21 protein-coding genes are annotated in these 24,917 nt (G+C 69.6%); 17 read left to right on the plus strand and 4 right to left on the minus strand.

Annotation, left to right across the window (positions count from 1 at the left end):
* Window positions 1-10: 10 nt before the first annotated feature.
* The 7 genes from ACYU7G_RS10780 to ACYU7G_RS10810 all read left to right on the plus strand — a co-directional run bounded on the left by ACYU7G_RS10780 (window position 11) and on the right by ACYU7G_RS10810 (window position 7,058).
* Window positions 11-733: a hypothetical protein gene (locus ACYU7G_RS10780; RefSeq protein ID WP_461107652.1), complete on the plus strand. Its 723-nt coding sequence runs from the start codon at window positions 11-13 to the stop codon at window positions 731-733.
* Complete coding sequence (locus ACYU7G_RS10785) at window positions 730-2,433, plus strand: hypothetical protein (RefSeq protein ID WP_461107654.1); 1,704 nt, start codon at window positions 730-732, stop codon at window positions 2,431-2,433. Before ACYU7G_RS10780 ends, ACYU7G_RS10785 begins: the two co-directional genes overlap by 4 nt.
* 12 nt (window positions 2,434-2,445) lie before the next feature.
* Window positions 2,446-3,276 carry a hypothetical protein gene (locus ACYU7G_RS10790; RefSeq protein ID WP_461107656.1) on the plus strand — a complete coding sequence of 277 codons (831 nt, stop codon included), beginning with the start codon at window positions 2,446-2,448 and terminating at the stop codon, window positions 3,274-3,276.
* 248 nt (window positions 3,277-3,524) lie between these two features.
* Complete coding sequence (gene groL / locus ACYU7G_RS10795; protein WP_461107658.1) at window positions 3,525-5,162, plus strand: chaperonin GroEL; 1,638 nt, start codon at window positions 3,525-3,527, stop codon at window positions 5,160-5,162.
* Window positions 5,163-5,291: 129 nt separating this feature from the next.
* Window positions 5,292-5,642 carry a tetratricopeptide repeat protein gene (locus ACYU7G_RS10800; RefSeq protein WP_461107660.1) on the plus strand — a complete coding sequence of 117 codons (351 nt, stop codon included), beginning with the start codon at window positions 5,292-5,294 and terminating at the stop codon, window positions 5,640-5,642.
* A 157-nt stretch (window positions 5,643-5,799) separates the two neighbouring features.
* The gene (locus ACYU7G_RS10805) at window positions 5,800-6,510 is read left to right on the plus strand and encodes a copper homeostasis protein CutC (protein ID WP_461107662.1); all 711 of its coding nucleotides are present in this window, start codon (window positions 5,800-5,802) and stop codon (window positions 6,508-6,510) included.
* 20 nt (window positions 6,511-6,530) lie between these two features.
* Window positions 6,531-7,058 (plus strand): NUDIX hydrolase, encoded by a 528-nt coding sequence (locus ACYU7G_RS10810; protein ID WP_461107664.1) that lies wholly within the window; start codon window positions 6,531-6,533, stop codon window positions 7,056-7,058.
* On the opposite strand, the gene ACYU7G_RS10815 is transcribed toward ACYU7G_RS10810, so the two are convergent.
* Window positions 7,022-7,798 carry a hypothetical protein gene (locus ACYU7G_RS10815; RefSeq protein WP_461107666.1) on the minus strand — a complete coding sequence of 259 codons (777 nt, stop codon included), beginning with the start codon at window positions 7,796-7,798 and terminating at the stop codon, window positions 7,022-7,024. The two genes, ACYU7G_RS10810 and ACYU7G_RS10815, sit on opposite strands and share 37 nt — an antisense overlap.
* Before the next feature lie 183 nt (window positions 7,799-7,981).
* Here ACYU7G_RS10815 and nagB point away from each other — a divergent pair, with 183 nt between their 5' ends.
* From nagB to ACYU7G_RS10830, 3 genes are all read left to right on the plus strand, one after another.
* On the plus strand, window positions 7,982-8,797 hold the full coding sequence (gene nagB / locus ACYU7G_RS10820) for a glucosamine-6-phosphate deaminase (RefSeq protein WP_461107668.1): 816 nt from the start codon (window positions 7,982-7,984) through the stop codon (window positions 8,795-8,797).
* Between the two features lie 85 nt (window positions 8,798-8,882).
* A complete protein-coding gene (locus tag ACYU7G_RS10825) occupies window positions 8,883-9,266 on the plus strand; it encodes a cold-shock protein (RefSeq protein WP_461107670.1) in 384 nt (127 codons plus the stop codon).
* Window positions 9,267-9,270: 4 nt separating this feature from the next.
* On the plus strand, window positions 9,271-10,038 hold the full coding sequence (locus ACYU7G_RS10830) for a DUF3027 domain-containing protein (protein ID WP_461107672.1): 768 nt from the start codon (window positions 9,271-9,273) through the stop codon (window positions 10,036-10,038).
* Between the two features lie 309 nt (window positions 10,039-10,347).
* Here the strand turns inward: ACYU7G_RS10830 and ACYU7G_RS10835 are convergent, their stop codons facing one another.
* The gene (locus ACYU7G_RS10835) at window positions 10,348-10,872 is read right to left on the minus strand and encodes a lipoprotein LpqH (RefSeq protein ID WP_461107674.1); all 525 of its coding nucleotides are present in this window, start codon (window positions 10,870-10,872) and stop codon (window positions 10,348-10,350) included.
* A gap of 110 nt (window positions 10,873-10,982) precedes the next feature.
* Here ACYU7G_RS10835 and ACYU7G_RS10840 point away from each other — a divergent pair, with 110 nt between their 5' ends.
* Complete coding sequence (locus ACYU7G_RS10840) at window positions 10,983-12,497, plus strand: NCS2 family permease (protein ID WP_461107676.1); 1,515 nt, start codon at window positions 10,983-10,985, stop codon at window positions 12,495-12,497.
* Between the two features lie 58 nt (window positions 12,498-12,555).
* On the opposite strand, the gene ACYU7G_RS10845 is transcribed toward ACYU7G_RS10840, so the two are convergent.
* Entirely contained in the window at window positions 12,556-14,835 is a 2,280-nt protein-coding gene (locus ACYU7G_RS10845) for an Ig-like domain-containing protein (protein ID WP_461107678.1), read from the minus strand.
* Between the two features lie 22 nt (window positions 14,836-14,857).
* Window positions 14,858-17,221 carry a beta-L-arabinofuranosidase domain-containing protein gene (locus ACYU7G_RS10850; RefSeq protein WP_461107680.1) on the minus strand — a complete coding sequence of 788 codons (2,364 nt, stop codon included), beginning with the start codon at window positions 17,219-17,221 and terminating at the stop codon, window positions 14,858-14,860.
* Window positions 17,222-17,386: 165 nt separating this feature from the next.
* Between ACYU7G_RS10850 and ACYU7G_RS10855 the strand changes: the two genes are divergently transcribed.
* The 6 genes from ACYU7G_RS10855 (at window position 17,387) to ACYU7G_RS10880 (ending at window position 24,857) form a co-directional block, all read left to right on the plus strand.
* A complete protein-coding gene (locus ACYU7G_RS10855) occupies window positions 17,387-18,415 on the plus strand; it encodes a LacI family DNA-binding transcriptional regulator (RefSeq protein ID WP_461107682.1) in 1,029 nt (342 codons plus the stop codon).
* The gene (locus ACYU7G_RS10860; RefSeq protein ID WP_461107684.1) at window positions 18,412-19,935 is read left to right on the plus strand and encodes a sugar ABC transporter ATP-binding protein; all 1,524 of its coding nucleotides are present in this window, start codon (window positions 18,412-18,414) and stop codon (window positions 19,933-19,935) included. Before ACYU7G_RS10855 ends, ACYU7G_RS10860 begins: the two co-directional genes overlap by 4 nt.
* Window positions 19,936-20,097: 162 nt before the next feature.
* Window positions 20,098-21,102: an ABC transporter substrate-binding protein gene (locus tag ACYU7G_RS10865; protein ID WP_461107686.1), complete on the plus strand. Its 1,005-nt coding sequence runs from the start codon at window positions 20,098-20,100 to the stop codon at window positions 21,100-21,102.
* A 103-nt stretch (window positions 21,103-21,205) separates the two neighbouring features.
* Complete coding sequence (locus ACYU7G_RS10870; protein WP_461107688.1) at window positions 21,206-22,777, plus strand: sugar ABC transporter ATP-binding protein; 1,572 nt, start codon at window positions 21,206-21,208, stop codon at window positions 22,775-22,777.
* The gene (locus tag ACYU7G_RS10875) at window positions 22,774-23,841 is read left to right on the plus strand and encodes an ABC transporter permease (protein ID WP_461107690.1); all 1,068 of its coding nucleotides are present in this window, start codon (window positions 22,774-22,776) and stop codon (window positions 23,839-23,841) included. The genes ACYU7G_RS10870 and ACYU7G_RS10875 overlap by 4 nt, the downstream gene beginning before the upstream one ends.
* Window positions 23,838-24,857 (plus strand): ABC transporter permease subunit, encoded by a 1,020-nt coding sequence (locus tag ACYU7G_RS10880; RefSeq protein ID WP_461107692.1) that lies wholly within the window; start codon window positions 23,838-23,840, stop codon window positions 24,855-24,857. The genes ACYU7G_RS10875 and ACYU7G_RS10880 overlap by 4 nt, the downstream gene beginning before the upstream one ends.
* The last annotated feature ends 60 nt before the right edge of the window (window positions 24,858-24,917 follow it).

Here is a 24,917-nt window from a genome sequence, read left to right on the forward strand (position 1 = left end):
GAGGACAGGCATGGGACCCGATGAACTGATGGCGGACCTGGACAGGGAGTTGCGCAACGTTCTTGGCGCACTCGCGACGCTGGCGCCGATGACGGAGGAGGTGACCGTCACCGACGATGCGGGCGTGGTCCGCGTGACGGTCCGCCCCGACACGACGCTGGCCGCCATCTCGGTGGTCCCGGCCTGGCAGGAGAAGGTCGAGCCCGCTGACCTGGCCGCGCTCATCGGCGAGGTGCTCGGGAGAGCCCAGGCCCGCGCGATGGGATTCGACATCGATGCGCTGGAGGCCGCCGAGGACGGCGACGCGCCCGAGGTGGACCAGGCCCAGGTGGACGCCGCCCGGGACGCCCTGCTGAAGGAGAAGACCGAGGAACTGCTGGCCCCCATCAGCGAGGACAGCCTGCAGGCCAAGGTTGACGCCCTGCCGGACATGATCGAGAACCTCGGCAAGCGCCTGGACGTCGAGAGCCTGAAGATGCAGAACCTCGGCGACGCGGACCTGCCGCGGGACCCGGAGGAGTTCGTGCCCGACGAGTCGGTGGGTGATTGGGTCCACACGGCCAACCGCATGGTCGGTGTCCGGGTGTTCGCGGGCCTGGTCTCCGAGGTCTCCATCAAGGAGAGCTGGCTCGCCGGCAGGTCCGGCAACGTCCTGACCGATTCATTCAACGAGATCATCGAGCAGCTGCCCGCGGTGGTTGCTGCGCAGAACGAGCGAGGAGATTCACTGTGAGCGAGAACGTGACCCCGGGCAGCCGGTTCGCATGGCCCGACTCCCAGACGGACTTCGGCACCATGCGGGGTGGCCAGGCTGCACCCGGCGGGCAGGCCGGCGTCGATGCCGAGGCCGCCGAGCCGGCCGAGGACTATGTCGCCGGCGAGGCTGTGACCTCCGTGCCGGACGACGCCGTCGACATCACCGGTGACACCACCGTCGTCGACGAGACGGTGGCGGTGGCCCCCGACGGGTCGGTCGTGGACACCAGCGGTGACGGCACGGTGATCAGCACCTCCGACGGCGCAGAGATCACCGTCGGGGCCGACGGCACCGTGACGATCGACTCCGACTTCACCAATGGTGAGGAGGTGCTCGACGTCTCCACCCTCGCCGTGGGCGGCTCCTTCGAGACCGAGGCCGGCACCGTCGTGACCCGCAACGAGGATGGCTCGATCACCATCGAGCAGGCCAACGGCCAGACCATGACAGTCAACGCCGACGGCACCGTCGACGTCGACGTCCCCGAGGCGACGGGCTCCGGCGCCGAGGGCGGCGTCGGCTCCGAGGGTGGCGGTGGCGGCGGTCCCGAAGGCGCAGGCGAGGAGGAACCCGCTGCCGAGGAAGGCGGGGGAGGCGGCGGCCCCTCCGGTGGTGGCTCCTCCGGCGGCGGCTCCGGCGGCGGCGAGGACGCCGGCGCGGACCTCGGTGGCGGGTCCGGCGGCGGAATGGGCGGCGGCATCGGGGGTGGCATGCCCTCCGGCGGTGGCGGCGGACTCCCGGGTGGGGGTGGCGTCGGCACGGACCTGCCCTCCGGCGGCATCGGCGGTGCCATGCCCAGGGAGGACGTCACGTGGCCGGGGTCGGACACCGGCGTGAGCCCTTCGGGCAGCTACCCGACGTCGCCGCCCGGCACCCCCGGGCCCTACTACCCCGACGTCCCCAACCCCGACGTTCCGGACTCCGGGATCGGCGACGACGGTCTGGTGCACGACCCGGTGGACACCGATGGTGACGGCATCCCCGACTACCGCGACGTCGACTCCGACAACGACGGCATCCCCGACTACGTGGAGGCCCGCCCGGACGACGGGGTCGCTGGCCCGGGCGTCCCGAACGACGACCTCCCAACCGGCGACGACCTCCCCACCGGTCCCGGTGGTGGCAGCGGTCCGGGTGATGGCGGGATGCCAACCGGCCCCGGTGGCGGCGGTAGCGGCCCCGGCGGTGGCGGGATGCCAACCGGCCCCGGTGGCGGCGGCAGTGGCCCCGGCGGTGGCGGGATGCCCACCGGCCCCGGAGGGGGCGGCAGTGGCCCTGGTGGCGGTGGGAGCGGCCCCGGTGGCGGCGGCAGTGGCCCCGGCGATGGCGGCATGGGCTCCGGTGGAGGCGACGGCGGAGGTGGCGGTGCGACAGCGGAGGACTTCACGGTCGACCTGTCCGACATCCGTGACGACGCCGCGTACTTCGCGGACCTCGTGCCATTGGCGGAGACGTTGAAGGCCTGCTTCGAGGCGGCCTCCCCACTGGTCCAGCACTGGGGCCTGTGGTTCCTGGCCGCCGGCCCGTACCGGGAGGGCAACGAGAAGTTCGCCACCCACTACGGCGGTGCGGCCAAGGAACTCGCGGCGATCGCCGAGGGACTGCAGCAGACCGCGACCGACTACCAGAAGCAAGAAGCCGACGCCGTGCAGGTTGCGGCCAGCATCAACGAGTGAGGGTGAACTGAAATGGCATACGCAGTGACACGTGGAATCGCCGGGGCGGCGGGGGCTTCGGTCCCCACCATCGACGCCTGCTCGTTCCAACTGGACGTCCAGTGGATCCTCGACATCATCGACAAGGTCCAGAACCTGATCGAGAAGGTGAAGAACTTCTGCCACCAGGTCCTGGACAAGGCGGAGCGCATCCTGGACAAGCTCTCGGGGATCCTGAGCTGGTTCTGCTGGATGCCCGCCGGCAAGTTCGCCAAGACCGTCGTGGACAACGCCTGCAGGGTGCTGCGACGTGCGGTGGACACCATCGCCACCATCTACGACCGCATCTACGAGGCGATGAAGCACGTGCTCGCCCCCTGGGAGGTGCGCTCCGCCGGTGAGCAGCTGCGCGACCAGCTGGCGCCCAAGTGTGCGGACTTCGCCATGACCCTGCACCCGGGCAACCTCAAGTCGGCCGGCGTCAGCTGGACCGGTCCCGCGGCGGAGAAGTTCACCGCCACCATGGACCGCCAGTACAACCACGCCAACGACGTGGCGGAGGCCGCCAAGGCGTTCGGCGAGGCGGTGCAGAAGATCGGCGCGGAGGGCGTGAAGACGACGGTGACGTTCGTCACCTCACTGATCACAGCGATCGCCGGGATCATCGCGGGCATCATCGAACTGGCGGCGGTACCCGTCGGCACCGCCATCGGTGCAGCCCAGATCCTGGGTCTGGTGGGTGCGATCTTCGGCTACATCATGGTCTACGTGAACGCGATGATGGGCATCATCCAGCAAGTCAGCGAGATGAACAACGCCGCCAGCTCCGTGCCCGGCGCACAGTGGCCGCAGGCCACCTTCTGACGAGTTCCGACCGGTCCCCGGGGGCGTGCTGCGGCGCGGCTCCGGGGATCTGTCGTCGAAGGGCAGAAAATCTTTGCACTCGCTTGGGTGGAGTGCTAAGAATGGAGTTAGCACTCGGCTGGGCTGAGTGCTACTGATCTGCAAGGTGAGGCCTCCGGGCCGTCCGTCGCGGGCACCGTCGCGGATCTACCCAGATACGAACACCCCGGGGCAACCGCCCCCACTGACGGGAGGACTCCCGAAACACCATGGCAAAACTGATTGAATTCAACGAAGAGGCCCGCCGCGGGCTGGAGAAGGGCATGAACACCCTCGCCGACGCGGTCAAGGTCACGCTCGGCCCCAAGGGCCGCAACGTCGTGCTCCAGAAGTCGTGGGGCGCGCCCACCATCACCAACGACGGCGTCTCCATCGCCAAGGAGATCGAGCTCGAGGAGCCCTTCGAGAAGATCGGTGCCGAGCTCGTCAAGGAGGTCGCCAAGAAGACCGACGACGTCGCCGGCGACGGCACCACCACCGCCACCGTCGTGGCCCAGTCGATGGTCCGCGAGGGCCTGCGCAACGTTGCCTCCGGCGCCAACCCGATGGGCATCAAGCGCGGCATCGAGAAGGCCGTCAAGGCCATCAGCGACGAGCTGACCAAGCTCGCGATCGACGTCGAGACCAAGGAGCAGATCGCCGCCACCGCGTCGATCTCCGCCGCTGACAGCACCGTCGGCGAGATCATCTCCGAGGCCATGGACAAGGTCGGCAAGGAAGGTGTCATCACCGTCGAGGAGTCCAACACCTTCGGGTTGGACCTCGAGCTGACCGAGGGCATGCGCTTCGACAAGGGCTACATCTCGCCCTACTTCGTCACCGACGCGGAGCGCATGGAAGCCACCCTGGACGATCCCTACATCCTGATCGTCAACTCCAAGATCTCCTCCCTCAAGGACCTCCTGCCGGTCCTGGAGAAGGTCATGCAGTCCAGCAAGCCGCTGCTGGTCATCGCGGAGGACGTCGAGGGCGAGGCCCTCGCCGGCCTGATCGTCAACAAGATCCGTGGCACCTTCAAGTCCGTCGCCGTCAAGGCCCCGGGCTTCGGTGACCGCCGCAAGGCCATGCTGGCCGACATCGCCATCCTCACCGGTGGCCAGGTGGTCTCCGAGGAGGTCGGCCTGTCGCTCGACGCCGTCTCCCTGGACCTGCTGGGCCGTGCGCGTTCCGTGCTCGTGACCAAGGACGAGACCACCATCGTCGAGGGTGCCGGCGAGGCCGCCGCCATCGAGGGTCGCGTCGCGCAGATCCGTCGCGAGATCGAGAACTCGGACTCCGACTACGACCGCGAGAAGCTGCAGGAGCGCCTCGCCAAGCTGGCCGGTGGCGTCGCCGTCATCAAGGTCGGTGCGGCCACCGAGGTGGAGCTCAAGGAGCGCAAGCACCGCATCGAGGACGCCGTCCGCAACGCGAAGGCCGCCGTCGAGGAGGGCATCGTGCCCGGTGGTGGCGTCGCGCTGCTCCAGGCCTCTGCCGCGGCTTCGGCCGTCATCGACGAGCTCGAGGGTGACGAGGCCATCGGCGCACAGATCGTGCTGACCGCTGCCAAGTCCCCGCTGCGCCAGATCGCCACGAACGCCGGCCTCGAGGGTGGCGTCGTCGCGGAGAAGGTTGCCGGACTCCCGCAGGGTGAGGGCCTCAACGCCGCCACCGGCGAGTACGTCAACATGGTGGAGGCCGGGATCATCGACCCCGCCAAGGTGACCCGTTCCGCACTGCAGAACGCAGCCTCCATCGCGGCCCTGTTCCTCACCACCGAAGCCGTCATCGCGGACAAGCCCGAGAAGGCTGCCCCGATGCCCGGTGGTGGCGATGACATGGGTGGCATGGGCGGCATGGGCTTCTGATCCCATCGCGCTGAACCCGCTCGAAGGGCGGTCCGACTCCGGTCGGGCCGCCCTTCGTCGTCCGGGAATAGATCGCTCGCAGAAATAGTTGAAGTGTGTACCAGTTGGTCTGACTGAAGGGAGCCCCTGGTGAACACCCTGCTGATCCACAACCTCGGCGTACGCGCCTTCGAGGACCGCAACTATCGCGCGGCCACCGAGCACTTCAGGCGCGTCCTGGCCGACGACCCCGGAAACCTGTCCGTGCGCGAGTACCTGGCCCGGGCCCTCTTCCACAAGGCCGCCCTCCGACCCGCGGAGGCCGAGTGCCGAACCATCCTCGAGCAGGACCCGACCAACTCCTACGTGACGCTGCTGCTGGCCCGCACGTTGGAGCGCGACGGCCGCCGCGAGGAGGCCGTCGGGGTGCGCCGGGTGCTCGCCGCGCTCACCGGTGACCCGGCGGACCTGGCGGGCGACCGGATCACGGCCGCCGCCTGACACGCCGACCGGAATCGCCGGAAGGGGTGCGGGTGCCCCTTCCGGCGATTCCGGTCGGCGTGTCGGGTCGGTCGGTGGCCGGGGCCCGGCGGGCCGGGTTCGACCATCAGCGAGTGTCTGTCGCTCACATTTCCGCGCGGCTTGGCAAGATGAGGCCATGAGCTTGCTGGAGGTCATCGCGCTGCACGCGGCCGACGCCGAGCGCGCCGAGGCCGGGGGAGCCGACCGCATCGAACTCCTCGGCACGATGGACCACGACGGCCTGTCGCCCGAGCCGCGCACCGTCGAGAAGGTCCGCCGCGCCACGTCCATCCACATCCGCCCGATGGTGCGCCTGCGCGAGGGCTTCCGCACCGACGGCGGTGAGGTGGTCCGCCTCAAGGGCCTGGTGGAGAGCTACCTGGACTCCGGCGCCGACGGCGTGGTGTTCGGTTTCCTGGACGGGCACAACCACGTCGACGTCGAGGTGGTCACCGAACTGGCGGGGGAGGCGGACTGGCCCTGGACGTTCCACCGCGCCGTCGACCACTGCCTCAACCTGGAACGCGCCTGGGCGACGCTGCTGGAACTGCCCCGGCTGGACCAGGTGCTCACCGCCGGCTCCGCCCGCGGGGTGGAGCAGGGCCTCGACGAACTCATCCGGCGGGCCGGGGCCGACGAGCGCGTCGCCCGGTTGGTCATGGCCGGCGGGGGGCTCCGCCCCGAACACGTCCCCTGGCTGGTCCGGGCAGGGGTGCGCGCCTTCCACATCGGCAGCTCCGCCCGCCCGGGCGGCTCCTTCAAGGCCTACGTGGACTCCGACCTGGTCCAGACCTGGCGGGACCTCGTCGACGACACCGTCCGCCACGAGCGTCAGCGCAGCCTTTGACCCGGCCACTGCACCATCGGTTGGGAGCCCGGGTCCTGGTGCTGGCCGGGGACGAGGTGCTCCTGATCGCCGACTCCGACCCCGGGGTGGTGGAGTCGGGCTGGTGGGTGACCCCCGGCGGTGGGGTGGACGACGGCGAGTCCGCGCGCACGGCCGCGGCCAGGGAAGCGCACGAGGAGACAGGCCTGCCCGTCTCGCCCGAACAGCTCGAGGGCCCGGTGGCGGAGCGGATCGCGGTGCACGGCTACTCCGACCGCGTGCTGGTGCAGCACGAGTCGTTCTTCCGGCTGCGGACCGACAGGTTCGAGCCCGCGCCGCTGGCCTGGAGTGCCAACGAGCGCCACCGGCTCAAGGGGTTCCGCTGGTGGCGCGTCTCGGACCTCCCCGACGACGTCTGGCCCGCCAACCTGGGCGAACTGGCGCACTGGGAGGGTGGGGAACCACTGCAGCTGGGTGTGATGGACGAATCGACAGTGGCGCTGGGGCCCGGGGAGCTCCGGCTCCTGGAGGATCACCTGCGGGGCAGTGGGCCCTTGCGCAGGCCGTAGGCGGCCCAGATGATGAACACGATGGAGGTGACGGCGCTCAGCAGCCGTGGCACCTCAGGCAGCGCCAGGCCGAACAGCAGCAGCGCCACCCCCGCGCAGCACGCCGAGGTTCCCATCTGACCCGTGAGCGGCTTGGTGCGCAGTCCGAGGAGGCCCGTGGCGAGGACCAGCCACGGTGCCGTGCCCGGGACCAGTAGCCCGATGCCCAACGCGACGATGGCCAGGATCAGCAGCGTGCGCAGCGTCTTCAGGGTCTCTGCGTTCAACGGTGCCGGCCCGCGGGGCGCGAACTGTCCCGGCGGCGGTGGCACCGAACCGTCCGGGGCGGGCCAGGCGCCCGGCGGGGGCAGTTCGGACAGGGCGAGCGGTGCCCCGGTCGGGGCGGGCAGGGGCGCCCCGGTGGGCGGCGGCAGTTCCTGGGAGCCGACGCCGGTGGTGTAGGTCTCGAACGGTTGCCGCGGGTCCCGCTCGCCCGTCTGGAACTGGTCGGGTCCGGCCGTCAACGTCGCCGTGGCCGTGGTGAACGGCGTCGCCGGGTCACGAGTGGGGGGCGGGTCCGTTCGGATCTGGTCCAGCGGGGCCTGCGGGGCCGACGGCTGGAAACCCTGCGGCGCGGGAATCGGGCCGGGTGTCTGCGCCAGTTGGGGGACCGCCACCTCGAGCGCCTCCACCTCTGGGGTGGCGAAGCCGTCAGGGCGTTCAATGGGCGCGTACGCCGCGCCGTCGGTCCAACTAGCCATGGGCCCCATCCTAACCGTGGGCCCCGTGCAGCTCGCGTGAGCAGTTCGGCGCAAACGGGGCCCCGGCCTGTGCGCTGTGCCTGCGGGCAGATAGATTCTCCCGCAGGCGCCAACATTTGTTGGGGCCCTCAGTAAATTGTCTTGCAGCTTGCCCGTCCCCGGGTTCTTTCACAGGAGTGCGCAATGGAAGTCGTCATTTGTCCGAATGAGGCAGAGGTCGGTGCCGTCGCGGCCGACCGTGTGATCTCGAGCATCTCCGGCAACCAGACCCCCGTCCTGGGCGTTGCCACCGGAAGCTCCCCGATCCAGCTCTACCAGGAGCTGGCGCGCCGGGTGGAGGCGGGGGAGGTGGACTTCTCCCACGCCCTCGCGTTCGCGCTCGACGAGTACGTCGGCATCCCGCCCGAGCACGCGCTCAGCTACAAGGAGACGATCCGCCGCACCGTGCAGGAGCCCCTCGGGATGGACCCCTCCCGGGTGCGCGTGCCGAACGGCTTCGCCGCCGACCTGGCGGCGTCCGCGGCGGAGTATGACAACGCCATCGCCGAGGTGGGCGGCGTCGACGTGCAGATCCTGGGCATCGGCACCAACGGCCACATCGGGTTCAACGAGCCCACGTCGTCGTTCTCCTCCCGCACCCGGGTCAAGACCCTCACCCGCCAGACCCGCGAGGACAACGCGCGCTTCTTCTCCGACGGCGAGACCGTGCCCACGCACTGCGTCACCCAGGGCCTCGGCACCATCATGGAGGCCCGCGCAATCGTGATGGTCGCCTCCGGTGAGCACAAGGCCGACGCCGTCGCCGCCATGGTGGAGGGTCCCGTCGCGGGCGTCTGCCCCGCATCCATCCTGCAGTTCCACCCGAAGGTCTTCGTGGTGGTGGACGAGGCCGCCGGCGCCAAGCTGCGCTACGCCGACTACTTCCGCCACTCCCTCGAGGTGCCCACCACGGGCACCCCCGCCGAAGGTGTCCAACTCTCCAACGTCTCCGCCGGCTGAGAACCCGCCCCGAGGGCTGTGCTCGCCCGCTTTCCCGGCACGATAGGATGGGAAGTCGAGCGAACAGAGATTGCGAGGGAAAGCTGTGCCCACTGGAAAGGTGCGGTTCTTCGACGCCGACAAGGGCTTTGGTTTCATCACCAAGGACGGCGGCGGCGACGTGTACGTGCGTGCCAACGTCCTGCCGACGGGAGTCACCTCCCTGAAGGCCGGGCAGCGCGTCGAATTCGGTGTCATGGACGGGCGCCGCGGTGAGCAGGCGCTCTCCGTGGAACTGGTCGATGCGCCGCCCTCGTTGTCCAAGGCGGCCCGCAAGAAGCCGGAGCAGATGGCCGTGATCGTCGAGGACCTCATCGCCCTGCTGGATCGGCTCGGCAACGGCTACCGCCGTGGCCGCCACCCCGAGGACAAGCAAGCCGCGAGCACGGCGCAGCTGCTGCGCCGCGTCGCCGACGAACTGGAGTTGTGAGCAAATGGCCTCCCCCAAACTGGACGCAGTCACCGCAGCGGCGGTGGACCTCGCCCGCGAGGCTGCCGTCGAGCAGGCCGGCGCCGACGCCGTCGGCGAGCACCAGAGCGCAGTGGCGGAGGCCGATCGCATCGTCACGCACTACTTCGAGGCGCAGCTGCCCGGCTACGCCGGCTGGCACTGGGCGGTGACCATGGTCCGGGCCGCCCGTGCCAAGGCACCGACGGTCAACGAGGTGGTCCTGCTGCCCCAGAGCGACGCCCTCCTGGCGCCGGACTGGGTGCCGTGGGAGGACCGGATCGGCCCCGGCGACATCGGCGCCGGCATGCTCATGGCGACGCCGGACAACGACCCACGCCTCGAGCCCGGCTTCGCCGCCACAGACCTCCCGGTGGACGCGGACCCCGCCGAGTGGGTGCAGTTGCGCTCCACCGTCTCCGAACTCGGGCTGGGACGCGAGCGCGTGCTGTCCCGCGAGGGGCGGGACCAGGCCGCCGAGCGCTGGCTCGCCGGTCCGCCCGGGCCGGACGACGAGGCGTCGAAGCAGGCCCCTGCGCCGTGCTCGACGTGCGCGTACTTCGTGCCGCTGCGTGGCTCGCTGGGCACCCTCTTCGGCGCCTGCGCCAACGAGTACTCGCCCTCCGACGGCCGGGTGGTGAGCCTCGACCACGGTTGCGGCGGCCACTCCGACGTCGTCGCGGCCGAGCGCCCGCGCGAACTGCCGGCCCCCGTGTTCGACACCATCAGCATCGACGACGGCCTGTTCGACTGACGCCGTGGGGACCCTGCCCGGAGGCAGGGTCCTCGAATGGAGCACAGGCAGCGGGCCCAGCCTTCGGACCGGATGAAGCACGCCCTGCGGCGGGCCAGTGAACCGGCGTTCGGCATCCACCCGGGGCTGATCCCGGGACTCAGCGTGGAGGACACCGGAATCGGGTTCCCCACGCGTCGCAGCGTATTCGCCGTCGCCCTTCCTGGTGGCTTGGTACGCGGAGAACGCCGCGGCCGAGGAGGAGTCCCGAGGGGGCGACGAGGAACCGCCGCCCCCTCCCGAGCCGGAGCCCGGACCCCCGCTCAACGACTAGCAGGTGGCGGTGATGACGAAGTCCTCCTCCTCACCGGAGGCGTCGGGCTCGTTGAGGTTCATGAGCGCTCCGCGGCCGGTGACGGTGAAGGTCTCTCCCTCCCAGGAGATCGAGGCGCTGCCGGAACCGGGCATGACCTGGACGACGGTGCCGTCGGCGAGCACGACGCTGGCGGTCTCGACGGCGGAGCGGTCCTCGGGTCCGGTGACGGCCACCTTGTCGTCGGCCTCCGCGTCGCTGCCGCTCATCGTCCACTTGCCGTTGATGACCGTGCAGGCCACCTTGTCGATCGTGATCTCCGTGTCACCCACCCGGGCGGCGGCCCCACCCTCGGGGGCGGGGGTGTCGACGGTGCCCGGTTCGGCCGGCTGCTCCGGTTCGGCCTGGGGCTGGCTCGCGTTGGCGGAGCCGGTGCCCTGACCGGGCAAGGGGACGTCGACCCCGGAATCGGTGCAGGCCGACATGGCGAGCACGGCGACGATGCCGATCCCGGAGAGTGCGATTGACTTCCAATTCTTCATGTTCTTGGATCCTGCCTTTCCTCAGGTAGGAATCTACCCGGTCCACAAGGGGTGTCGGTACCGCGCGGGCACCACGCATGATCGGGCGCGGGCGGCTAACATGGCTGCCCGTGATCAACAAGTCCCCCAAGGCCGCACGGCGGCCCGAGTCCGTCCAGGCGGACAGCAGCACCTGGCTCGAACGACACTTCAACATCACCGGCCGCGGGTCCACCGTCGGCCAGGAGTTCCGTGGCGGCCTGGTGACCTTCTTCGCGATGGCCTACATCATCGCCCTGAACCCCCTCATCATCGGTACCGCCGTCGACGCGAACGGATTGCTGATCTCGGGCGTGTCCCCTGACGTCGAGGGAGCCGTGGCCCAGTCCATCGGCATGGTCGCCGCCGCGACGGCGCTGGTGGCCGGCGTCCTGACCATCCTGATGGGCTTCATCGGCCGGTTCCCGATCGGCATCGCCGCCGGCCTCGGCCTGAACGCGCTGGTGGCCTACGTGCTCGCACCCCAGATGACGTGGCCGCAGGCCATGGGCCTGGTGGTGTGGGAGGGCATCCTGATCACCATCCTCGTCCTCACCGGGTTCCGCACCGCCGTGTTCAAGGCGGTGCCGAAGACCCTGCGCACCGCCATCAGCGTCGGCATCGGCCTGTTCATCGCCTTCGTCGGCCTCATCAACGCCGGTGTGGTGCGCAGCACCGCCACCCCGCCCGTCGAGCTCGGCATCGGCGGCTCGCTCATGGGCTGGCCCATCCTGATCTTCGTCATCGGGCTGTTCCTCCTCGTCGCCCTCCACGTCCGCAAGGTCAAGGGCGCGATGCTGATCTCGATCGTCACCGCCACCGTGCTGGCCATCATCGTCGAGGCCGTCGCCAAGCTCGGCCCCCAGGGCGCCGAGAACGCGACGGGGTGGGCGCTCAACGTGCCCCAGCTCGGCAACTTCGCCCTCCCGGACCTCAGCCTGCTCGGCCGGGTGGACATGGTGGGGGCGTTCTTCGTCGACGGCCAGTTCTCCGTCACCCGCTTCATCGCCCTGCTGGTGCTCGTCTTCTCGCTGCTGCTGGCCGACTTCTTCGACACCATGGGCACCATGGTGGCCGTCGGCGCCGAGGGCGGCATCCTCGACGAGAACGACATGCCCCCGCACACCACCGAGATCCTGCTCGTCGACTCGCTCGGCGCCATGGCCGGCGGCCTGGGTTCCGTCTCCTCCAATACCGCCTACGTCGAGTCGACGGCGGGCGTCGGTGAGGGTGCCCGCACGGGTCTGGCGTCGGTGTTCACCGGTGCTGCCTTCCTGCTGGCCATCATCGCCTCCCCGGTGATCAACATGGTCCCCTCCGAGGCGGCCTCGCCCGTGCTGGTGTTCGTGGGCTTCCTGATGATCGCGCAGGTGGTCGACGTCGACTGGAAGAGCCCCGAGCTGGCCATCCCGGCGTTCCTCACCATCATCCTGATGCCGTTCGCCTACTCCATCACCGTGGGCATCGGCGCCGGCTTCCTGGCCTACGTGTTCATCAAGCTGGTGCGCGGCAAGGCGAAGGAAGTGCACCCGCTGATGTACGTCGTCGCCGTGATGTTCATCATCTACTTCATGCAGGGCCCGATCCTCACGCTGATCGAGGGCTGAGCAGGAACGAGGACGGCCACCCCCGCGCGGGGGTGGCCGTCCTCTTGGTTGTGGAACGTCAGCCGAAGCGGACGATGTTGTTGAACACCCACTCCCGCTCCTGGCGGAACTGCCGGGTCCCGTCGGCAGCGGTGGTGGCGTGCACGACGTCGGCCTCCACGAAGGAGCGGCAGCCGCCGCGGCCCGTGGCGGCCGTGTCGCACTCGGTGCGCCACTGGCGCCCGTCACTGTTGAACGTGCCGGTCACCCCCAGCGGGTTGCCGGCCCACTGCGCCCTGGACATGTGCGGCAGGTACGTCAGGTTGTTGAAGTACCAGCCGGTCCTGTTGGCGAAGGTGCCGTCCACGCCCGCCACCTGGGTGGCCCAGATCTGCGTGGTGCACCGGATGGTCTGCGAGTACGGCTCACAGGTGGTGTACCACTGGCGCCCGTTGACCACGTGGAATCCCGGGGTGGAGTAAACGTCCACCACGGGCGTGGTCGGGGAGGGGCTGGGTTCTGCCGTGGGCTCCTCGGACGGGCCCTCGGTCGGTTCCTCGCTGGGATCCGGCGACGGTTCCTCGCTGGGATCCGGGGTCGGGTCCTCGCTGGGGTCGGGCGTCGGCTCGACGTCGTCGAGGGGGTCGAACTCGAGGGTCCTGACCTCCTCGACGTGACCCGCAGCGTCCTCGGACCGGAAGTGCACGTAGGTCTGCCGGCTGGTGGACAGCTGCAGCTGGATCCGCTCGGCAGGGTCGTAGGTGCCCCACATCACGTTCTCGGAGCTGTTCGGGTTGCTCGACGGGCCGGAGGACCAGACGGTGCGGGTCACCCCGGAGCCGTCGGCGTCGCTGGCGCTCAGCTCGATCACGGCGTCGCGGCCCTCGACGGTCTCAGTGGCGGTCGTGACCGGTGCGGAGGTGTCGATCCGCATCGTGACCTCCGCCTCCCCGACGCGGCCGCCGTCGTCAGTTGCCCGTGCCCGGAAGGTCACCTCTCCCTGCGCCTCGATGAAGACCGGGAAGGCGTAGTCCGCCCAACCGGCGCCGCCGTCGCCGCAGTCGGTGAGGCAGTACTCGAGGCCGACGATCTCGGACTCGGTGACGCCACGGTCCGCCTGCACCCGCACCCGCGGCGCGGTGGTGTGCCAGCCGCTCGGCGCAAGTGAGTCCTCCGCGAAGTCCAGCAGCAGCACCGGCGCCGCGTCGGCCGGGGAGGGGGCGACGACGAAGAACGCGCCGAGCTCCTCCCGCATGACGCCCTCGACGGTGGCGTCCACCAGGCCGAAGCCGTCCACCTCGGCGTAGTCGGCGGCCGCCACCTCGGCCCACTCGGCCGGGACCCCACTGGCACGGGAGCCGTCGGCGTAGGTCACGGTGACGGTGTCCGGGAACACCGGCGCCAGGCCGGCGGTGGTGAGGGTCGAGGCCGGGTCGATGTCGGTCACCTCGGCAGCGAGGCTCTCGTGGACTGCCACCTCCGCGGTCACGGTGCTGCCCTCGACGGTGCCGGTCACGCTGAAGGCGTCGCCCGCCTCGTCGTAGTCCTCGGCAGCCACTGCGGCCACGTCCCACGCGACCTCGAGGTCGTTGACCAACGGCGGCAGGCCCGCGTCGGCACGCTCGGCCGTCGCCTCGTACAGCACCCAGACGTGCTCGGGGAACTCCGGCAGCTCACCGGGGACGGTGCGCAGCTCCACCTGCTCGTGGTCGATGAACGCTCCCGGGTGGCCGGGATCGATCGGATCCGGCTCGGTGGTGGGCAGGTCCGTGTTCTCGCCGAGGACCTCCACCTCCGTGGCGCCCACCGGCCGCTCCTGGCCGGGGAAGGTGAAGCGCACCGACGACGTGCGCACCTCGTCGAACTCGTGGCTGATCGGGTAGTCGCGCACGCCGTCGACGCCCTCGGGCATCGCCGGCGCGTCCCCGGTGAGGGAGACGGCCACCCACTCCTCGGCGTCGGCGTCCCACGTCTGCACCTCCACGTCGGAGGGGATGAACACCCCTCCGCTGCAGTCGCTCGTGGTGGGGCAGTCGGTCCAGGCGTGGAAGGTGGTGCTGGTGACGTCGACGTAGAAGGGCCAGCTGACGGTCACCGTGGTGCCGCTGTTCTCCGGCCACGCGTTCCAGTTGGTGCCGCGGGCGCTGCCGTTGCCGGAGGCGCCGTCGTTCAGGATCTCGGCCGAGCCCGCGTTCACGTGGGACAACTCGATGGTGGGGGTGTTTCCGCCCGGGTTGGTGGCAAGCGCCACGTTGACGGGTGAGGCCCCGGCGGTGGGGGCCAGGGCGCCCGCGACGGCGGTGGCCAGGGCGATCGCCCCCACGGCCAGCCGGGCCACGGGGCCTCGGGTCCTGCTCATGTTCTTCTCCTTGTCAGTCATTTCAGAGCCTCGCCTTCCCGGCCGCCACCAGGACGCTCTGGCGGTTGCGGGCGCTGAGTTGGCCACGCTCCTGCCAGTCCGCGGTCACGTCGCGCACGGCCGCGAGGAACTGGCCGCGGTCGGCGAACGGGGCCGTCTCCCAGATCTCGTCCAGCAGCGTCACGGTCTGCTCCCGACCCTCGCGGATGACCGTCCGCTGCGGGTTCTTCAGGCCCGAGTCCGCGCCGGCGAAGGCGACGGTCGCCTCGGACCTGCGGAAGTACATGTGGTAGGCGGAGTTGTTGCCGTTCCAGGCGGGCTCGAAGGTGGTCCCGTCGATCTCGAACAGGAAGTGGCCGTGCGTCTCGTCCCGGGTCTGCCGGTAGCCGTGCTGGATGGTGGCATCCAGTCCGAGCCGCCGGTAGAAGCTGAAGTCCAGGAACTCCTTCTTGCTGCTCAGGCCGTTCAGCAGGGTCGGCCCGTAGAACAGCGCCTGGATGTCGGCCCTGTCGTCCGTCGCCTCGGTCCGCAGATCCATGGGGATCCGCACCTCGACGGTGTCGCCCACGGCCCAGTCGCGGCTCGCGACGACGTGGTAGGCGCCGCTGGCTGCGGGCTCCGGCTCGGCGCCGTTGACGGCCACCGTCGCCCCGGTGGTCCATGCCGGGATCCGCACGTGCAGCGCGAACTCGCCCCCACCGTCGGTGACCGTGATGCTGGAGGTCTCCGCCTGCGGGTACTCGGTGACCTGCTGCAGCACCACCCCCTTCGATGCCCAGGTAAGGGTGGAGGGCATGTAGAGGTTCACGTACAGCGCGGAGTCGTCCTTGGCGTGGGACCAGATGGTGTCCTGGTACTTGATGTGGCTCTCCAGGGCGCTGCCGCCGCAGCAGGTGCCGATGTTGCCGTTGCCGTACTCCTTGGTGGCGCCCGGGTGGACGGGGTACATGTAGCAGTTGCCGGGCGTCAGCTGGGTGCCCTCGTTCTCGGCGTTGTCGAGCCCGCGCGTGCGGCCCCCGAGGATGTGGTTGAGCAGCGTGCGCTCGTAGTAGTCCATGTAGCCGGCGTCGGGCTCCATGAAGAACAGGGAGCGGGAGACCTTGAGCATGTTGTAGGCGGCGCACGACTCGGCGTTGCGGCTGCCGATGTCACCGGCGACGGTGTGGGCCGGTCCCCACATCTCGCCCTCGCCCGTGCCACCGTGGGCGCACATCCGCCCCGGGTTGATCATGCCGTAGAAGTTGCGGGCGGTGGCGTGGTAGTCGAAGCCGTCCTCGGCCGCGCGCGGCACCAGGCCCGCGGCCGCGAGCTTGGCGTAGCCCACGAACTGCGGGATGTGCTGGTTGGCGTGTAGGTCCGTGAGCGGGTCCTCGCCGGCGGTGCAGGAGGCGATCAGGCGGTCCTGGTCGAACAGTTGAGCGCAGGCGAGGAACTCGTCGCGGGGCGCGTCGTACGGGTCGGGCTGGCCCTCCGAGACCACCCACAGGTCGTAGAGGGCCTCGTTCATGCCGCCGAACTCGCCGCCGATGTAGATGGACCACATCCGCTGCAGCTGCTCCACCGAACACTTCGACAGCCTGCTGTGGACCCAGTGCCCGATGCCCTGGGCCAGTTCCAGCGCGGGCTGGTAGCCGCAGTGCTGGTAGGCGTCCACCAACCCGGCCAGGATCTTGGCGAGGGTGTAGTAGGGCGCCCAGATCTCACCATAGGGGGCGAACTCCTCGAGCGCCGAGAACTGCCACTCGCCGTAGGCGGACAGGAACCCGGGGTGGGAGTACGTGACGCCGCCCCTGCCGTCGGCCATCGCGGCCCGGCACTCCTCGAGGCCGTCCACCAGTTGCCGCACCCGCTGCAGGATCTCCTCGTCGTGGGTGGAGGCGTAGGCCATGGAGAGCATGGACAGCATGTGGCCGCTGTAGTGGCCGCGCAGCAGTCCCGAGGCGCCGGCACGGTTGGTGCCGCGGACGTAGTCGTCGCCCCAGCGCTGCTCGATGGCGGCGTCGACACCGCCGTCGGGCCAGCCCTCCCAGCCGCCGGCCGGGCGTGCCGCCAGGGCCTCCTCTCGGGTGATGAGGCCGGCCTGGAGGCGGAAGATCACCAGCAGGCTCTCGAGCGGGTAGCGCCGGGCGAGTTCCAGCATGTTGCGCCGCCCGCGCTCGAAGACGCTGCCGGGGTCCAGGGTCACCTCGCCGAGGGAGAACGGCTGCACCGCCCAGCCGGTGGGATGGGCCACTGCGGGTGCGCCGGTGGCGGCGGGGGTGGGGGGTGCCGCGGATCCGACCTGCGGCAGGAGGGCGGCCGCGGTGAGTGATCCGCCGGCCACCGCTCCGCCCACGAGGACACCGCGACGGGACAGCCGCGCGTGCCATGGTGTGCGTGATTGCATTTGACTACTCCTCTTCGAGTCGAGCCTTCCGGGACGTCCTTCGGTGACGCCCGTCCCGCGGATGTTACCGGGAACAATCGGTTTCGATAACCCTTTTCGACAGGTCGTTCGACACCCTCCTGCGCCAGTGGTGCCACACTGGTTGCTGATCCAGGAGGTGCGCCGATGAGTGACGCGACGATTCCGGGGCGCCCGAACATCCGGCAGGTGGCCGCGGCCGCGGGTGTCTCGCACATGACGGTGTCCCGCGTCGTCAACAACCACCCGAGCATCCGCCCGGAGACCAGGCAACGAGTCCTGGACGTCATCGAGCAGTTGAACTACCGCCCCAACGTCGCCGCCCGTGCGTTGGCGACGCAGAAGACCAGACGGTTCGGGGTGCTGGTGGAGGCGGCCCAGGAGTACGGTCCCAGCAGCATGCTGCGCGGTGTCGAGAAGGCCGCCCGCGCGGCCGGCTACTTCGTCACCTCCGTGGGCCTGCAGGACGAGGAGGGGGAGCTCTCCCCACAGGCGGCGGTCGACCACCTCACCGGCCAGGGGGTCGACGCGCTGTGCGTGATCGCGCCGCGGTCCTCGTCGGTGGCCACGCTGCGCAGGATCAGCATCGACGTGCCGGTCCTGGTCATGAAGGCCGAGGGAGACCCGAACTTCCTCACCGTCTCGTTGGACCAGAAGTTGGGGGCCAACCTGCTGGTGGACCACCTTGCAGACCTCGGCCACCGTGACGTGCTGCACCTGTCCGGGCCGCTCGACTGGCTCGACGCCCGTGCCCGCGAACGCGCCTACAACGCACGTCGCAAGGAGTGGGGCATGCGCGAGCGTCCCATCGTGGTGGGGGACTGGACCGCGGACTTCGCCTACGACTTCGCCAAGGGGCTGGGGCGCCGCCCGGACTACACCGCCATCTTCGCCGCCAACGACGAGATGGCGCTCGGCCTGGTCCACGGGTTCCATGACCGGGGCATCGCCGTCCCCGACGAGATCAGCATCGTCGGCTTCGACGACGTGCCGCTGGCCTCCCACTTCCTGCCGCCGCTGACCACCGTCAGGCAGGGCTTCCAGACGCTCGGCGCCAAGGCCGTCGAGGTCATGAAGGCCGCCGCCGAGGGCAGTGACATCCCGCAGCGCACCAAGTTGGGCGTGGACCTGGTGGTGCGGTCCTCGACCGCCGTGCCCCGGGCGGGTGCCCGATGACCGAGCCACTCATAGAACTCAGGGGGGTGACCGTCAGCTTCCCCGGCGTCGAGGCCCTCCAGGACGCGAGCATCCGGTTCTTCCCCGGTGAGGTGCACGCCCTGATGGGGCAGAACGGTGCCGGGAAGTCGACGGTGGTGAAGGTCCTCAGCGGCGTCACCGGCCCCGTCTCGGGCGAGGTGCTGCTCGACGGCCAGTCGGCTTCGCTCGGCTCGCCCGCGGCGAGCCGGGACCTCGGGATCGCGACGGTGTTCCAGGACATCGAGCTCGGCCCGAGGCTGAGCGTCGCCGAGAACATCATGCTCGGCAACGAGCCGCGCGGGCGGTTCGGCATCGACTGGAAGACCCTGCGCGCAGCGGCCAGCGAGCAACTGGCCCGCCTCGGCCTCGGTGACCTGGACCCGCGGACCAGACTGGACGCGCTGGCCCCGCCCGTCCAGCAACTCGTCGCCGTCGCGCGGGCCATGGTGGGGGATCCGCGGGTGGTGCTGCTCGACGAGCCCACGTCGTCGCTGGAACCCGGCGACGTGAATCGGTTGTTCAAGGTGGTGCGGCAGCTGCGCGACAGCGGGGTGGCCGTCGTGTTCGTCTCGCACTTCCTGGAGCAGGTCTACGCCATCAGCGACCGCATCACCGTGCTGCGCGACGGGCGAGTGGTGGGGGAGTACCCCACCGCGGACATCGACCGCGCCGAGCTGATCTCCAAGATGCTGGGCCAGGACTTCGAGGAACTGCAGGCCCTCGGCTCGCAGCGCCGGGCGCATCAGCAGGACCCGGAGGGCGATCCGGTGCTGGTGGCCGAGGAGCTCGGCAGGGACGGGGAGTTCGAGCCCACCCACCTGGAACTGTTCCCCGGGGAGATCGTCGCCCTCGCCGGGCTACGCGGCTCGGGACGCACCGAGCTGGCCCGGTTGCTGACGGCCACCGACCGTGCCGAGAGCGGTGCGCTGCTCGTCGCCGGGGAGCCGGTCACGCGGGCCGGGCCCGGGGCGGGGCTGCGCCGTCGGCTGGTGCTCTCGCCCGAGAACCGCCACCTGGGCGGGGTGATCGAGTCCATGAGCATCGCGGACAACATCATGCTGGCCCTGCAGGCCAACCGCGGGTGGGGCCGACCGGTCTCCGGCCGGGAGCGCCGCGAGACCGTCGAGTGGTACATCGAGGTGCTCGGCATCGGCGACGTCACCCCCGACACCCTCGTCGGGACCCTCTCCGGCGGGGCCCAGCAGAAGGTGCTGCTGGCGCGCTGGCTGGCGACCCGTCCCCGGGTCCTGGTGCTCGACGAGCCCACGAAGGGGATCGACATCGCCGCCAAGCTGGAGATCCAGAAGCAGATCGCCCACCTCGCGGACGAGGGGATGGCCGTGGTGTTCATCTCCTCCGAACTGGACGAGGTGGTCAGGATGGGGGACAGGATCGTCGTGCTCAAGGACCGTCGCAAGATCGGGGAGATGAGCAACGGCCCCGGCGTCAGCGTGGACACCGTCGTGGAGCTGATCGCCGCCGACGACGAGACTGCTTGACCGAATCGTTACCGAATCCGCCTCCCGCGACCTTGCGCTGTTACAGATGTTCCCGGTAACATCAACGTTGCACGCGGAGGTCGCGTGCTCGATTCGTCGGACCGGGCAGCCAGCAACAAGGCCGGTGGCCCACCGTTCCGCGGCATCTCAAGGAGGAGATTCATGGCAACCAACAGATTCCTCGCCAAGTTCATGGGACTTGTCGCGGTCGGCGCACTCGCGTTGACGGCCTGCGGTGGCGACACCGCCGGCGGCGAGGGTGACCAAGGCGGGGGAGACGCCGGTGAGCTCACCACCGTCGGCTTCGTCGCGGTGGGCCCCGAGGGCGCCTGGCGGCAGGCCAACGAGGCCAACATCCAGGAGACGTTCACCGAGGACGCGGGCTTCGAGCTGAAGTACGCACCCGCGGCCAACCTGGACCAGAAGTCCCAGATCGACGCCTTCACCTCGTTCGTCGACGAGGGCGTGGACGTGATCCTGCTCTCGGCCACCGAGGGCTCCGGCTGGGAGGACTCGCTGACCCGTGCGCAGGAGGCCGAGATCCCGGTCATCCTGATCGACCGCGGCATCGAGCCCGACAACACGGACCTCTACGTCACCCGCATCGCACCCGACAACATCGAGGTCTCGTCCTCTGTGGCGAACTGGGCCATCGAGACCTTCCCGGAGGGCGCGAACTACTTCGTCCTCGAGGGCCCGGCCGGTGTCTCCGTCGTCAACGAGCGCAACGAGGGCTGGGACGCCGTGATCGGCGAGGCCGAGGGCTTCAACAAGCTCGGCGCCCAGACCGCGAACTGGTCCACCGAGGAGGCCAAGAGCGTCTTCGAGACCGTCCTGAAGTCCAACAACAACGACGTCCAGATGGTCTTCGCCCAGAACGACGAGATGGGTCTCGGCGCCGTCCAGGCCGTCGAGGAGGCCGGACTCGTCCCCGGTGAGGACGTCAAGATCGCCACCATCGACGGCACCAAGAACGCCCTGCAGGCGCTGGCCGACGGCAAGCTCAGCTTCGTCGCCGAGTACAACCCGCTGTTCGGCGAGACCACCCTCGACGTCGTCAACAAGACGCTGGCCGGGGAGTCCGTGGACTCCTACATCATCGTCCCCAGCCTGACGTTCGACTCGCCCGAGGCGGCCGAGGAAGCCCTTCCGGACCGGAAGTTCTGAGTAGTCCACGCAATGTGGCGGGTGCGGGGTCCGAGGGGCCCCGCACCCACCTTTCCGGGCCGCGGGGACCTCGCGGTGGCCAACCAGTATCAGGGAGTTCGCGATGTCGCAGTCGCCAATCGTGGAGATGAAGGGCATCTCCATCAGTTTTCCGGGTGTGAAGGCGCTGGACGGGGTGGACTTCCGTCTGTTCCCCGGTGAGGTGCACACCCTCATGGGGGAGAACGGTGCGGGCAAGTCCACCCTCATCAAGGCGCTGACCGGTGTCTACCGCATCGACGAGGGCGAGATCTCCGTCGGCGGTGACGTCGTCGCGTTCCAGGGCACCGCCGACGCGCAGGAGGCCGGCGTCTCGACGGTGTACCAGGAGGTCAACCTCTGCTCCAACCTCAGCATCGGCGAGAACGTCATGCTCGGGCACGAGGTCCGGGGCCGCTTCGGCGTGAACTGGAAGGCCACCCACGAGGCGGCCACCCGAACGCTCACCAAGCTCGGACTGGGGCACCTGGACCCGCGGGCGTCGCTCGCGTCGATCTCGCTGGCCATGCAGCAGTTGGTGGCCATCAGTCGGGCCATGGTGACCCGCGCCAAGGTGTTGATCCTCGACGAGCCCACCTCCAGCCTCGACTCCGCCGAGGTCGAACAACTCTTCTCCGTGATGCGCCAACTCCGCGACGAGGGGGTGGCGATCCTGTTCGTGTCCCACTTCCTGGAACAGGTTTACGCCATCAGCGACCGCCTCACCGTCCTGCGCAACGGCCAGTTCGTGGGCGAGTACCTCACCGGCGAACTGGACCAGGCCAGCCTGATCGGCAAGATGATCGGCAAGGACATCCAGACCCTCAAGAGCCTCGACTCCGCCAGCGCCCGCAAGGACCACCGCTCCGACGCGGAGACCGTCTACCGTGCCCGCGGCATCGGCCGCAAGGGCTCGATCGACCCTGTCGACATCGAACTGCGCAAGGGTGAGGTGGTCGGACTCGCCGGCCTCCTCGGCTCGGGGCGCACCGAGCTGGCGCGCCTGATCTACGGCGCCGACAAGCCGGACTCCGGCGAGGTGGAGGTCCACGGCCGACGCATCGCGGTGAACACCCCCGCGGCCGGCCTGCGGCAGCGGATCGCCTTCTCCAGCGAGAACCGCCGCGACGAGGGCATCATCCGTGACCTGACGGTCCGGGAGAACCTCGTCCTCGGCGTGCAGGCCAAACGGGGCTGGGCCAGGCCGCTGGCCCGGAAGCAGGCCGACGAGATCGTCGACAAGTACATGGTGGAGCTCAACGTCCGGCCCTCGGACCCCAACCGGGCCATCCGCAACCTCTCCGGCGGCAACCAGCAGAAGGCCCTCCTGGGGCGCTGGCTGGCCACCAAGCCGGACATCCTGATCCTGGACGAGCCCACCCGCGGCATCGACGTCGGCGCCAAGGCAGAGATCCAGGAGCACGTGCTCGAACTCGCGGCAGAAGGCGTCGCGGTCATCTTCATCTCGTCCGAGCTGGAGGAGGTGGTGAGGTTGAGCGACAGGATCATCGTCCTCAAGGACCACCGTATGATCGCGGAGGTCACCAATGGGCCCGAAGTCACGGCGGAGACCATCGTGAAGATCATCGCTGACCACGGAAGCGAAGTGGACGCGCCGGAGGCCGGCGCGCAGGAGACCAGGGAGGTCGCGCAGTGAGTGACAAGAGCACCGGTCCCGCCGCGTTCCTGAAGGGGGTCGTGCGCCGCCAGTATTTCTGGGGCATCGTCGCGATCCTCCTGCTGCTCGCGGTCAACCTGACCAAGGACCCCAGCTACCTCTCGATCGGTTGGAACGACGCCAACGGCGCGCTCGTGGGCAACCTCATCGACATCCTCCGCGCCGCCGCGCCCATCATGATGATCTCCATCGGCATGTGCCTGGTCATCGCCACCAGCGGCATCGACCTCTCGGTGGGTTCCGTGATGGTGATCGCCGGCGCGACCTCCATGCAGTTCCTGGCCGCGGCCCCCAACACGTTCGGCGCCGCCATGGCCGCCCTCGGCCTCGCGCTGCTGGTCAGTGCCGTCGTGGGTCTGGTCAACGGCATCCTGGTCTCCGTCGTGGGCCTCCAGCCCTTCATCTCGACGCTGATCATGATGCTCGCCGGACGAGGCATCGCGAAGGTCATCACCGGCGGCCAGAACACCAGCGCCGTCAACGACCCCTTCCGCTGGATCGCCAACGGCTACCTGTTCGGGTTGCCCGTTGTGTTCCTGCTCGCCCTGGCCATCGTCGTCCTCGTCGGCCTGCTGGTGCGCCGCAGTGCCCTCGGGTTGATGATCGAGGCCATCGGCATGGATCCCCAGGCCGCCCGCCTGGCCGGCGTGAACCGGCGCGGCCTGCTGCTGGCCGTCTACTCCATCGCAGGTCTGCTTGCCGGCGTCGCCGGAGTCTTCGCCACGGCCAGCGTCATGACCGTGGACATCTCCCGCACCGGCTACCAGCTCGAGATGGACGCCATCCTCGCCGTCGTCATCGGCGGCACGTCCCTCGCCGGCGGAAAGTTCAACCTGACCGGCGCGACGGTGGGCGCCCTGCTGATCGCCACCCTCGACAAGACCGTCGTGTTCCTGGGCATCTCGTCCTCGGCGACGCCCGCCTTCAAGGCCGTCGTGATCGTCGTGCTGTGCCTGATCCAGTCCGAACGCGTCCGACAGGCACTGGGCAGACGCCGGACGTCCGGGTCCCGTCCCGCCAGGAAGGAGGCGGTGGCAGCATGACCGCCGCGACCATGACCGAATCCAGCACCTCCTTCAAGGACTGGGTCAAGCTCCGCCTGGAGCTCCTGCCCACCCTGGCCGCCCTGGTGATCTTCATCGCCATGGTGGTCTACGGCGAAGTGGCCTACGGCCGGATCGTCCAGATGAGCACCATCTCCAACCTGCTCATCAACAACTCCCACCTGATCATCCTCGCCGTCGGGATGACGTTCGTGATCATCACCGGTGGCATCGACCTGTCCGTCGGGGCCGTGATCGCCTTCACCAGCGTCGCCGGTGTGATGCTCACCAACGCCGGCTGGAACGGCTGGGTGGTGGTGCTGCTCATGGTGGCCATGGGCGGTGTGTTCGGCGTGGTGTCGGGCGTGCTGGTGCAGTACTTCAACGTCCAGCCGTTCATCGCCACCCTCGCCATGATGTTCCTGGCGCGCGGCCTGGCGTCGATGCTCAGCACCGTGCCCGAGCGGCTCGCCGAGGACGCCAGCATCCTGGTGCTGGCGACGCAGTTCAAGATCATCGACGGTCCCAAGGTCAACGACCTGGTCATCACCCCGGGCGTGATCATCGCGCTCGTGGTGGTGGCCGTGGCCATGTTCCTGCTGCACCGCACCCGGATGGGGCGCACCGTCTACGCCATCGGCGGCTCCGAGCAGTCGGCGCAGCTGATGGGCCTGCCCGTGCACGCCACCAAGATGTGGGTCTACGTCATCAGTGGACTGTTGTCCGGCGTGGCCGCCGTCGTCTACACCTCCAGGCTGGGGATCGCGCAGAACATCACCGGCATCGGCTGGGAGCTCGACGCGATCGCCGCCACCGTCATCGGTGGCACCCTGCTCACCGGCGGCGTCGGCTTCGTCCTGGGCTCCGTGGTGGGTTCCCTGGTGCTGGGCCTGATGATCGTCCTGATCACCCGCGACGGCGGCATCCCGCCGGAGGCCACCACCATCATCACGGGCGGCATCCTCCTGGTGTTCGTCCTGCTGCAGCGGCTGGTCCTTGCCCGACAACGCAACTGAGTCCACTCGCCACCGGCGACCATCAACTGATCGGAGGAGGGCCGCCGGGCCACTGGCCGG

The organism is Tessaracoccus terricola (genome assembly GCF_054776555.1).

Bases quoted from the DNA above. Each gene is read 5' to 3' on its own strand.
- ACYU7G_RS10780 (WP_461107652.1), top strand. From the start codon at position 11: ATGGGACCCGATGAACTGATGGCGGACCTGGACAGGGAGTTGCGCAAC.
- ACYU7G_RS10790 (WP_461107656.1), top strand. From the start codon at position 2,446: ATGGCATACGCAGTGACACGTGGAATCGCCGGGGCGGCGGGGGCTTCG.
- groL (WP_461107658.1), top strand. From the start codon at position 3,525: ATGGCAAAACTGATTGAATTCAACGAAGAGGCCCGCCGCGGGCTGGAG.
- ACYU7G_RS10805 (WP_461107662.1), top strand. From the start codon at position 5,800: ATGAGCTTGCTGGAGGTCATCGCGCTGCACGCGGCCGACGCCGAGCGC.
- ACYU7G_RS10815 (WP_461107666.1), bottom strand. From the start codon at position 7,798: ATGGCTAGTTGGACCGACGGCGCGGCGTACGCGCCCATTGAACGCCCT.
- nagB (WP_461107668.1), top strand. From the start codon at position 7,982: ATGGAAGTCGTCATTTGTCCGAATGAGGCAGAGGTCGGTGCCGTCGCG.
- ACYU7G_RS10830 (WP_461107672.1), top strand. From the start codon at position 9,271: ATGGCCTCCCCCAAACTGGACGCAGTCACCGCAGCGGCGGTGGACCTC.
- ACYU7G_RS10835 (WP_461107674.1), bottom strand. From the start codon at position 10,872: ATGAAGAATTGGAAGTCAATCGCACTCTCCGGGATCGGCATCGTCGCC.
- ACYU7G_RS10845 (WP_461107678.1), bottom strand. From the start codon at position 14,835: ATGAGCAGGACCCGAGGCCCCGTGGCCCGGCTGGCCGTGGGGGCGATC.
- ACYU7G_RS10850 (WP_461107680.1), bottom strand. From the start codon at position 17,221: ATGCAATCACGCACACCATGGCACGCGCGGCTGTCCCGTCGCGGTGTC.
- ACYU7G_RS10855 (WP_461107682.1), top strand. From the start codon at position 17,387: ATGAGTGACGCGACGATTCCGGGGCGCCCGAACATCCGGCAGGTGGCC.
- ACYU7G_RS10860 (WP_461107684.1), top strand. From the start codon at position 18,412: ATGACCGAGCCACTCATAGAACTCAGGGGGGTGACCGTCAGCTTCCCC.
- ACYU7G_RS10865 (WP_461107686.1), top strand. From the start codon at position 20,098: ATGGCAACCAACAGATTCCTCGCCAAGTTCATGGGACTTGTCGCGGTC.
- ACYU7G_RS10870 (WP_461107688.1), top strand. From the start codon at position 21,206: ATGTCGCAGTCGCCAATCGTGGAGATGAAGGGCATCTCCATCAGTTTT.
- ACYU7G_RS10880 (WP_461107692.1), top strand. From the start codon at position 23,838: ATGACCGCCGCGACCATGACCGAATCCAGCACCTCCTTCAAGGACTGG.